Annotated in this window: 6 protein-coding genes and 1 tRNA gene; 5 read left to right on the forward strand and 2 right to left on the reverse strand. The window is 40.6% G+C overall.

The features are described 5' to 3' along the window. The first annotated feature begins 273 nt into the window (after nt 1-273). From DWV68_RS12380 to DWV68_RS12395, 4 genes are all read left to right on the forward strand, one after another. Nucleotides 274-344: transfer RNA gene (locus DWV68_RS12380), tRNA-Trp, on the forward strand. 433 nt (nt 345-777) lie between these two features. Then, the gene (locus DWV68_RS12385) at nt 778-1,731 is read left to right on the forward strand and encodes a magnesium transporter CorA family protein (protein WP_022243381.1); all 954 of its coding nucleotides are present in this window, start codon (nt 778-780) and stop codon (nt 1,729-1,731) included. A gap of 516 nt (nt 1,732-2,247) precedes the next feature. Beyond that, nucleotides 2,248-2,475, forward strand: coding sequence for an HPr family phosphocarrier protein (locus DWV68_RS12390; protein ID WP_117698613.1), 228 nt, complete (start codon nt 2,248-2,250; stop codon nt 2,473-2,475). 251 nt (nt 2,476-2,726) lie between these two features. Then, complete coding sequence (locus DWV68_RS12395; RefSeq protein WP_118665950.1) at nt 2,727-5,078, forward strand: ATP-dependent DNA helicase; 2,352 nt, start codon at nt 2,727-2,729, stop codon at nt 5,076-5,078. On the opposite strand, the gene DWV68_RS12400 is transcribed toward DWV68_RS12395, so the two are convergent. After that, the gene (locus DWV68_RS12400; protein ID WP_118665952.1) at nt 5,073-5,957 is read right to left on the reverse strand and encodes a LysR family transcriptional regulator; all 885 of its coding nucleotides are present in this window, start codon (nt 5,955-5,957) and stop codon (nt 5,073-5,075) included. The two genes, DWV68_RS12395 and DWV68_RS12400, sit on opposite strands and share 6 nt — an antisense overlap. Nucleotides 5,958-6,135: 178 nt before the next feature. Here DWV68_RS12400 and DWV68_RS12405 point away from each other — a divergent pair, with 178 nt between their 5' ends. Next, complete coding sequence (locus DWV68_RS12405; protein ID WP_118665954.1) at nt 6,136-9,939, forward strand: phosphoribosylformylglycinamidine synthase; 3,804 nt, start codon at nt 6,136-6,138, stop codon at nt 9,937-9,939. A gap of 365 nt (nt 9,940-10,304) precedes the next feature. On the opposite strand, the gene DWV68_RS12410 is transcribed toward DWV68_RS12405, so the two are convergent. Beyond that, nucleotides 10,305-11,144 (reverse strand): Cof-type HAD-IIB family hydrolase, encoded by an 840-nt coding sequence (locus DWV68_RS12410; RefSeq protein WP_118087197.1) that lies wholly within the window; start codon nt 11,142-11,144, stop codon nt 10,305-10,307. Between the last annotated feature and the right edge of the window lie 112 nt (nt 11,145-11,256).

Below are 11,256 nucleotides of genomic sequence, written 5' to 3' on the forward strand. Positions count from 1 at the left end.
GCACGGTAACGTGTGGAGCTGACTGTTACTAATCGGTCGAGGGCTTGACCAAAAAGCAGTAAGATGGTAGGACGGATGAAGAGATGTGGAGCAGATTTATCTGCGGAAACAGCTCTTAAGCCGGACGAACATTTGCCTGCAAATGACATCGAAAATGCGAAGCATTTGAGATGACCATCTTAGAAAAAAAGTTTTCGGATTTCTGTATGAAGTTTTGAAGGTATGTTACAAAACAAACCTATTGTGACGTACTTGTACGTCATTTTAGCATATAGGGGTGTAGTTCATCGGTAGAATAAGAGTCTCCAAAACTCCAGAGGAGGGTTCGATTCCTTCCACCCCTGTTCTTTAAAAGAAAGTATATTCTATACTTTCTTTTTTTACTTTACAGGAAATTGCTTTCCTGTAAAATAAAAAACGCTCTGCGAGGATGCACACTGCGGCGTATAAGGTAGATGTCGCAAGCGACCGCCGCAGGCGCAAGAATGCGCCAAGGCACATTCTTTGTTATACGAGTAGCGAGAACCTTGCAAAGCGTGTTTCTCGTAGTTGTGCCAGGTATTCGTAAGAAGCTACTGGCAGACTTAGCATGAATTCACAAACAGCTATTAGCAGTAAATTTTGTATAAAAAAGAAAAGTGGTATAAAAGAGACAAAGAGTGTTAAAATCTAAGAGAAAGTAATGAAAGAAAATTTTTATAAAGGGCAGTCTGCTGACATAGAAGAAAATATGTGATGAATGAAAACAGGATTGTGAGGAAGGGAGCTGTAAGAGAAATGAACAGGTATTGGTTGCATGCGGCATCAGGAGAACTTTCTTTAGCAAGGGATAATGGGAAAAATATAGAAAAGGAATCTGAACCGCAGATAATACTATTAAATATGGAAGAATTTCAGCAATTAGAAGGAAATTATCCGCATCGAAAGAATCTGATTAGCAGCATGCGTTTTATCCGCTATAGCAAAGTAGAGGCATTTCATGAATGTGTACAGGGGATTATACATGTACCAAAACAGGGAAGTAAAAAGGAAAAAGAGTTTTCCTTTGGCTTTTATCTCTTTGAAAATAAACTATTTTTAATAGAAGAAGATGAGGAATTACAGGAAATATTGGCAAAGGTCAAAAATGATATGTTTGATGGCTGCACACTTCATATGGTGTTGCTATTTATTTGTAATGCATTAATTGACAATGATATTCTTTATCTGCAAAAGATAGAGGAAAATTTGGAGAAGGTAGAGGATGTTGTAATTAAGAGGATACCGGAGCATTTTAATGAAGTAATAATGCGTTATCGGAAGCAGCTTTCAGAGAGCCGGGCATATTATGAACAGTTAATGAATATGGGAGATTTCATGCAGATGTATATGAACCGGGAGTCTTTAGTAGAAGAGGAACAGGGCTGGGAACGCTATATGAATCGTGTGGAACGGCTTCATAATTACGTAGAGACAATCCGCGAGTATTTACAGCAAATCCGTGAAATGTATCAGACGCAGATTGATATTCACCAGAACCGGATTATGAGTATTCTGACCATTGTAACAACGCTCTTTTTGCCATTGACACTAATTACAGGCTGGTATGGAATGAATTTTCCGGGAATGCCGGAATTTCAATGGAAATATGGTTATCTGGCAGTAATCGGAGTGTCCGTTCTTCTTATTATTATAGAGATAGTATATTTCAAGAAAAAGCGGATCTGGATATCTTCGAAAGACGTAATATAATGAGCGCAAGCGAGTCAAGATACTTGCATGATTTAAAATCGGCGAAATTAATGAGTGATACAATCACGTTATAATACACGAAATGTCCACTTATATGGAAAAACGCTGAATGTACGGAAAAAAGTGCAATAGTAAGTATTATGTAAATGTTATGTGTAGAAAGAAGTTTAGGAATAATGATGGAATTTGGAGCTTTTTTGAAGACTTTTGAAGGAATGCGAGGCTTATTCCCTTATTTTTTGACACAAAAATTTGTGAAAAACGATAAAAAATATTGACTGAGTAAAAAAAAAACTTGTAAATGTGACTAAAGTACCATAAAAAACGACAAAATGTGACAGGCAAACTAATTTTGGTAAGACCAAAATGGAGAAAAACAGAAAAATTTATTGTGTAAAATGCTCATAAAATTCATATACTAAGATGGTAAGCGAAAATTGACAAAAAAAAGAAATGGTGTCATAATGCTCAAGAATCAAAAGTAAATCAGTTATTTTTTTGAGGATGGTGAAAAAAATGAATGAAAAGAAAATCAAATTAGCTGGCACAGAAGAGGTTAGAGACTTTGTACGTGAGGCAGGAAAATGTGATTTTGACATTGATATTTCATACAATAGAGTAATAATTGACGCAAAGTCTTTTCTTGGAGTATTAAGTCTTGATCTGAATCGAGAGCTTACTGTTAAGTATGGCGGACATGATATGAACTTTGAGAATGTATTAAGCAAGTATGCAACTGCTTAAATGATGGCACAGGTTTTCTGGCAGCCAGAAAATACAGGTTCATAAGGTAAGAAGAAATACCGGGTAGCGGACAATTTGGATATTGTCTTTTCTATCTGGTATTTTTTTGTTATTATGAAATGAGAGTACGTTTCAATTCCTTTAAAGTCTGCTAGAAAAATGAGATTTTTCAAAAATTGATAAATAGAAAAAATAGTAAATAGCATAAATAGAAATAAGTATAAGATGGGATGAAAAGGGGTGACAGCGGAATGGAACGTGAGCAGATAAGAATATCGGTACGAAATCTGGTGGAGTTTATCTTGCGTTCCGGAGACATTGATAACCGCAGAGCCAGTCTTGATACGATGGAAGCCATGCAGGCGGGCAGCAGACTCCATCGGAAGATTCAAAAGAAGATGGGAAGCACTTACCATGCCGAGGTTCCTTTAAATATTATCATTGAGGAAGAAAATTATGAGCTTGGAATCTGGGGACGGGCAGATGGCATTATAATAGAAGAAACAGTTACCATTGATGAGATAAAAGGCGTATATTTAAGCCTTGACTTATTGGAAGAACCCATAAAGGTACATCTGGCACAGGCAAAGTGCTATGCGTACATATATGGAATCCAGAATGATTTACAGAAAATCAATGTTCAGATGACATATGGAAATCTCGATACCGGAGATTTAAAATATTTTTCTTATGAATATAGCATGCAGCAGCTGCAGGAATGGTTTTCAGATTTGATTTTAAAATATAAGAAATGGGCGGATTTTCAGTATGAGTGGCGGAAGAAACGGCAGGCATCCATTAAAGAACTGGCATTTCCGTTTCCGTACCGGGAGGGACAGAAAGAGTTGGCTGCCGGGGTTTACCGTACGATAGCCAGAAAAAAGAATCTGTTTATTCAGGCACCTACCGGAGTAGGCAAGACCATTTCTACATTATATCCGGCAATCAAAGCGGTGGGAGAAGGATTAGGTGATAAGATTTTTTACTTAACTGCTAAGACTGTTACCGCAAATGTGGCAAAAGAGACCCTTGGCATTTTATGTGAAAAGGGTTATTGGGCAAAGAGTGTGCAGATTACAGCGAAAGAAAAATTATGCCCTTGTGAGGAAGTGGACTGTAATCCCGTAAGCTGTCCTTATGCAAAGGGACATTTTGACCGGGTAAATGATGCGGTTTATGATTTATTGCAGAAGGAGAATAATCTGACAAGAGAAGTTTTGCTGGCACATGCAAAAGAATATCAGGTCTGTCCTTTTGAAATGTGTCTGGACACGGCAACCTGGGCGGATAATATTATCTGCGATTATAATTATGTCTTTGACCCGAATGTGTATCTAAAGCGTTTTTTCGCAGATGGCATCAAGGGTGATTACATCTTTCTGGTAGATGAGGCACACAATCTTGTGGAACGTGGACGGGAGATGTATAGTGCCGCCCTTGTCAAAGAGGATATTCTTGCGGTGCGGAAAATTATGAAGCCAAGAAGCTCTGCCATTGAGAAGGAACTGAGCAAATGCAATAAGCTGATGTTAGAATATAAGAGAGAATGCGAAACTTATCAGATTTACGAAAGCATTCCGAATCTCATTTTCTCCTGTATGCGCCTTGCTGCAAAAATCGAAGAATATATGCAGAAGAATCCGGAGTTTCCGGGGCGGGATGTGGTTCTTGATTTTTATTTTGAATTGAGAAATTTTTTGAATATCTACGAGCGTGTGGATGAACATTATGTAATTTACGGGCAGCATGATGAAGAGGGCAGATTTGTCATAAAGCTTTTTTGCGTGGATCCGTCCTTTAATCTGCAGGAGTGTCTGGATAAGGGAAATACTACGATTTTCTTTTCGGCAACGCTGCTGCCGGTTCAGTATTATAAGGAGCTTTTGACGAATAAAACGGATAATTATGCAGTTTATGCAAGGACAACATTTTCCCAGGATAAGAGACTTTTGTTAATCGGAAATGATGTCAGCAGTAAATATACCAGAAGAACACCGGAAGAATATGGAAGGATTGCGGATTATATTTATCGTACAATAAAGAAGAAAAAGGGCAATTATATGGTGTTTTTCCCATCCTATCTTTTCCTGAAAAAAGTGCATGAGGCATTTGAGTTACGGATGGATGAAACAATTACCTGCATCTGTCAGGAATCCGGCATGCGAGAAGAGGAAAGAGAAGCTTTCTTAGAAGCATTTCAGGAGGAAAAAGAAGAGTCCCTGGTGGCATTTTGTGTTATGGGCGGCATCTTTGGAGAAGGAATTGACTTAAAGAGGGAGCAGTTGATTGGCGCAATCATCGTAGGAACCGGTCTGCCGCAGATTAGCAATGAGCGGGAAATTTTAAAAGAATATTATGATAAGAAAGAGGGCATGGGATTCGATTATGCCTATCGGTATCCAGGGATGAATAAGGTACTTCAGGCAGCGGGACGTGTTATCCGGACTGCAGAAGATGTGGGAATTATCGAGCTTTTGGATGAACGCTTTCTGCAGAATGATTATCAGCGGCTGTTCCCAAGAGAGTGGGAACAGCGAAGCGTGTGCCAGCTTTCCAATCTGGAAGAGAAACTGACAACCTTCTGGGAGGAAAAGCATTTATAATGTCGGCAGCAGATTTAAGAATTCTTCTGTGGAAGTAAGAATCGGCAGATTCGGATTTACGGAGACGGCAAGCTGTCTTCGTGGAAGAGGTTCTAAAGTTTTTAAGATAAACAAATCCTTAGATTCATGTTTCAAGCAATAGTCCGGAATGCAGGCGATACCAAGACCGATACGGGCAAGGTCAATCAGAAGGTCATTACTGCTCAGTTCAATTTCCGGAATCAGCTCCAACTGATGGGAAAGGAAGAGATTGTGCATGAATTCGCTGGTGGTACTCTTGTTATCGAGCATCAGCAGAGGATATTTTGTTAAATCCCGGAAACTTAATTCCTGTTGTTTTAAATTAAAGTAGGATGGATTCGCAATAAATACATCCGTAAAATCCAGTACCATTTTGCGGATGTAGGATTGATTTAATCGTACATTCGGGCAGTTGGTAACGGCAATATCGACTTTTCCCTGCTCTAAGAGGTCAACGCAGCCAAGAGAGGTTGCATTGGTAACCTTGATGGGAACGATGGGAAATTTTTTATGAAATTCTTTTAAATAAGGTACTAAAAAATAGCGGCAGATAGTATCGCTGGCAGCAATATGAAGCTGCCCTAACCCAAGGGTATTGGACTCTAAGAGCTGGTTTTCCCCGCGGGCGATGAGATTCATGGCAGGTTCAATGTGTTTTAACAGAACCTGTCCTGCCGGAGTAAGCTGGACTTTCTTGGTGCTCCGGATAAAAAGCGGCTGCTCTAATTTCTTTTCTAAGGTCTTGATGGACTGGCTTACTGCAGACTGGGAAATGTAGAGCTGCTTGCTGGCTTCCGAGAAGCTTAAGGAAGTAGCAACGTGATAGAATACTTTATATAATTCGTAATTAATATCCATAATGACTCCTTTATCATATCAGAATGCATATCTTGCATATTTTCCTTTATTATAAGTGACGCTTATAACTGTGTCAACATTAGTAACTCTTATAAATAAAATTAAATATATTAATTGTTCTTATTCATAATGCCGTGCTATAATGAGCATAAGAAAGTAAACATTCAGGAGGTAGAAGATGAGTAAGGTAAGAAGAGTGTATGTAGAGAAAAAAGACGCTTACGCAGTACGCGCCAAAGAGTTACATGCAGAGATTAAGAGTTATCTTGGAATCAGCGCAGTAGATAAGGTACGTGTCCTGATTCGTTATGATATTGAAAACATTTCCGATGATGTATATAAAAGAGCAGTTCAGACTGTATTTTCAGAGCCGCCGGTAGATGATGTCTATGAAGAGAATTTTGAAATGGGGGATGGAAAAGTATTTTCCGTTGAATTCCTTCCGGGACAGTTCGACCAGAGAGCAGATTCTGCAGAGCAGTGTGTGAAGCTTTTAAAAGAGGATGAAGAGCCGGTTATCCGTACCGCAACAACGTATGTTATTTACGGAGATATCAACGCTGAGCAGTTAGAGGCAATCAAGCATCACTGCATCAACCCGGTAGATTCCAGAGAGACCGGCATGGAGAAGCCTGAGACTTTGGTAACAGAGTTCCCGGAGCCTGCAGATGTTAAGATTATGACCGGATTTAAGGATATGCCGGAGCAGGAATTAAAAGCACTCTATGATTCCCTTGGACTGGCTATGACATTCAAGGATTTCTTACATATTCAGAACTATTTCCATGGAGAAGAAGATAGAGACCCATCCATGACCGAGATTCGTGTGCTGGATACCTACTGGTCAGACCATTGCCGTCATACCACATTTTCTACCGAACTGAAAAATGTTGCATTTGAAGATGGTTTCTACAAAGAGCCAATGGAAAAGACATATGAGGATTATCTTGATACACATAAGAAAATGTATGAGGGTAGAGATGACAAATTTGTCTGCTTAATGGACATTGCATTAATGGCAATGAAGCGTCTGAAAAAAGAAGGAAAATTACAGGATCAGGAAGAGTCCGATGAGATTAATGCCTGCTCTATCGTAGTGCCTGTTGAAGTAGATGGCAAGACAGAAGAATGGCTTGTAAACTTTAAAAATGAGACCCACAACCACCCAACCGAAATCGAGCCGTTTGGTGGAGCTGCAACCTGTCTTGGTGGAGCAATTCGTGACCCGTTGTCAGGACGTACCTATGTATATCAGGCAATGCGTGTAACCGGAGCTGCTGACCCTACCGTATCTGTAAAAGATACCATGGAAGGAAAGCTTCCTCAGAAGAAACTGGTTCGCGGCGCAGCACAGGGATACAGTTCCTATGGTAACCAGATTGGACTTGCTACCGGATATGTCAAAGAAGTATATCATCCGGATTATGTTGCTAAGAGAATGGAAATCGGAGCCGTTATGGGAGCAGCACCTCGTCGTGCCGTTCAGAGACTGACTTCTGATCCGGGAGATATTATTATCCTCTTAGGCGGACGTACCGGACGTGATGGCTGTGGTGGAGCAACCGGTTCCTCCAAAGCGCACAATACAGAATCCATTGATACCTGTGGTGCAGAGGTTCAGAAAGGTAACCCACCTACCGAGCGTAAGATTCAGAGACTTTTCCGCAGAGAAGAAGTTGCCCACATTATTAAGAAATGTAATGACTTTGGTGCCGGTGGAGTGTCCGTAGCAATCGGAGAGCTTGCGGACGGATTACAGGTTGATTTGGATAAAGTACCTAAGAAATATGCCGGACTGGACGGAACAGAACTTGCTATTTCCGAGTCTCAGGAGCGTATGGCAGTTGTTGTTGCACCGGAAGATGCACAGCAGTTCTTAGATTATGCAAAAGAAGAAAACTTAGAGGCTGTGAAAGTTGCCGTTGTAACCGAAGAGCCAAGATTAGTATTATCCTGGAGAGGAAAAGAAATTGTAAATCTTTCCAGAGCATTCTTAGATACCAACGGAGCACATCAGGAGACTGATGTAAAGGTAGAGCTTCCGGTAAAAGAAGAGAATTATTTAAATAAAATCAGCACAAAGGCTGTAGAAGAAGCAGTTGCAGCAGGCGATATGAAAGCAGCATGGTTAAATGAATTAAAAGACCTTAACGTATGTTCCCAGAAGGGTCTTGTAGAAATGTTTGATGGTTCCATCGGAGCAGGCAGTGTATACATGCCATATGGTGGAAAATATCAGTTGACCGAGACACAGAGTATGGTTGCAAAACTTCCGGTTATGAATGGAAAATGCGATACAGTAACCATGATGAGTTACGGATTTGATCCATATTTATCTTCATGGAGCCCATACCATGGAGCAGCTTATGCAGTATTAGAGTCTGTTTCCCGTATCGTAACAGCCGGTGGTGATTTCCACAAGATTCGTTTCACATTCCAGGAATACTTCCGCAGAATGTCGGAGGAGCCAAGTCGTTGGAGCCAGCCATTTGCAGCACTGCTTGGTGCTTATAATGCGCAGATTGGTTTCGGACTTCCATCCATCGGTGGAAAGGACTCCATGTCCGGTTCCTTCAATGAAATTGATGTACCGCCAACACTGGTATCCTTTGCAGTTGATGTGGCAAAAGAAAAAGATGTTATCACACCGGAGCTTAAGAAAGAAAATGATAAGCTGATGTTATTTACCATCGAAAAAGATGCTTATGATATGCCGAATTACGCACAGGTTATGAAGCTTTATGATGCAATTCATGAAATGACTGAGACAGGCGTTATCGTAGCAGCTTATGCATTAGATGGAAAAGGTCTTGCAGCAGCAGTCAGCAAGATGGCATTTGGTAATAAACTTGGCGTTACTGTAAATGCAGATGTAACAAAAGAAACATTATTTGCACCGGGCTTTGGAAATATCGTAGCAGAAGTTCCGGAAAATAAAGTTGTAAAAGCACAGGAAATCCTTGCAGCAGCAGGTCTTGCAGCAAACGGAGCTGTTGTGGGTGCAGTAAATGACAGCAAGAACTTTATCTATGGTGATATGAGCATTTCCATGGATGAAGCAATCAAAGCATGGGGACAGACTTTAGAGAAAGTATTCCCAACCAGAGCAACCACCGGAACAGAAGAAGTGAAGAGCGGACTTTACGATACAAAAGACATTTATGTCTGCAAGCACAAAGTTGCCCGCCCACATGTATTTATTCCGGTATTCCCGGGAACCAACTGCGAGTACGACAGTGCGAAAGCATTTGAAAATGCAGGTGCAGATGTAACCGTAAAGGTATTTAAGAACTTAAATGCAGAAGACATCCGTGATTCTGTTGATGTATTTGTAAAGGCAATTGATGAAGCACAGATTATCATGTTCCCTGGTGGATTCTCTGCAGGAGATGAACCGGAAGGCTCAGCAAAATTCTTTGCAACAGCATTCCGTAATGAGAAGATGAAAGAAGCTGTAAACAAGCTTTTAAATGAGCGTGACGGTCTTGCACTTGGTATCTGTAACGGATTCCAGGCACTGATTAAATTAGGTCTGGTTCCTTACGGCAAGATTACACACCAGAGACCGGATTCACCGACTCTGACCTACAATACCATCGGACGTCATATTTCCAAGATGGTATATACCAAGGTAGTGACTAACAAGTCCCCATGGTTAGCACAGGCTGAGCTTGGCGGCGTATACTGTAACCCGGCATCCCATGGAGAAGGACGTTTCGTTGCTCCGAAGGAGTGGTTAGACAAGCTCTTTGAGAATGGTCAGGTGGCAACCCAGTATGTAAACGAAGCCGGTGTTCCAACCATGGATGAAGAGTGGAACGTAAACGGTTCTTACATGGCAATCGAAGGTATCACCAGTCCGGACGGACGTGTCCTTGGTAAGATGGCACATGCAGAGCGTCGTGGAGAGTCTGTTGCAGTTAACATTTACGGCGAGCAGGATATGAAGTTATTTGAAAGTGGAGTAGCATACTTCAAATAAAAAATAGGAATAAAGAAGAGCAAGACCTTGTAGATAGGAGAAATCCTTTCTGCAAGGTCTTTTTTTAGTAGAAGATGGTAAGTACATGAAACATTAAAAATTGTGGTGAGCAGGAGGAAGCGGCGAATCGTTTCGCAGAAGATAGTCTGATTCCGAAAGGGTATTATCAGGAATTTATAAGACAGGGTGAATTTGATTTACAGGCTATTAAGAAATTTGCAAATAAAATAAATCGTGATCCAGGTATTGTATTAGGAAGACTTCAGAAGGATAAGAAAATAGATTATAACGACTATACGATGAATACTTTACGACGTAAATATAAAGTATGTACAAAGTTCTAGCGTATACAACGAGCGGTTCTGTTAAAAGCAGAACCGCTCGATTGCGTATGCAACACCATCTTCTTCATTAGAAAGGGAAATGAAATCAGCCGAATCTTTTAAGAGCTGTTGCGCATTTCCCATGGCAACGCCAATGCCGGCAGCTTTGACGATATCGAGATCATTTTCGCTGTCACCTACCGCCATGGTATCTTCCATGGAAATGTGGAGGTAATCACAGAGGAATTTAAGTCCTTTGGATTTGGCAATGCCGCATCTGGTAACTTCTAAGTTATGAAAACCGCCGGACACATAAGTGACTTCCGGGAAGGTGTCTAAGATTTCTTTTGTTTTTTCTCTTGTGGTATAGCTTCCATCTGCATCCGGTGCAAAGTTTAAAGTCAGTTTTGAAACACAAAGTTTATGTTCTTCGATATAAGCAGCTAAGTCAGTAATCGTCTTCCGGGTGGTCTGGATATATTTTTTTAAGGAATCCGGAATATCTAATAGGTTGGTAAGCTCGCTGGTGGAAAACTGGGTATAGCCGTCACCATTGATAAAGGCATCGATATGAAGAGACTGCGTATAGAGCTTGCGTAACAGCCGGACACTTAAATTGGTATCCATGCTTTCATCTAAGAGCAGTTCCTTTTCCGGGACGCGGTATACCGCAGAACCGTTGGCAGTAATGGCATATTGGATGCCAAGCTCCTTCATTTCATCCACAGGAAGACCGATATAAGGCCGGCCGGTGGAGATAATAACGGTAATCCCGTTTTCTACGGCTTTTCGAATCATTTCTTTATTATAAGAGGTAATGACACCGTTTTTATTATAGAGGGTGCCATCGATGTCTAAGGCAATTAGCTTTACTGAATTCATCAAGTGTACTCCTTTGTATTTGAAAATATCATTGTCAATGAATAACAGTGTAGCACAGAAAATGAAAAAAGCAACTCACCGGATTAAATTTATATTTTTAAGTTGCAGGAAA

The organism is Roseburia sp. AF12-17LB (assembly GCF_003479605.1).
Taxonomy (GTDB): domain Bacteria; phylum Bacillota; class Clostridia; order Lachnospirales; family Lachnospiraceae; genus Roseburia_C; species Roseburia_C amylophila.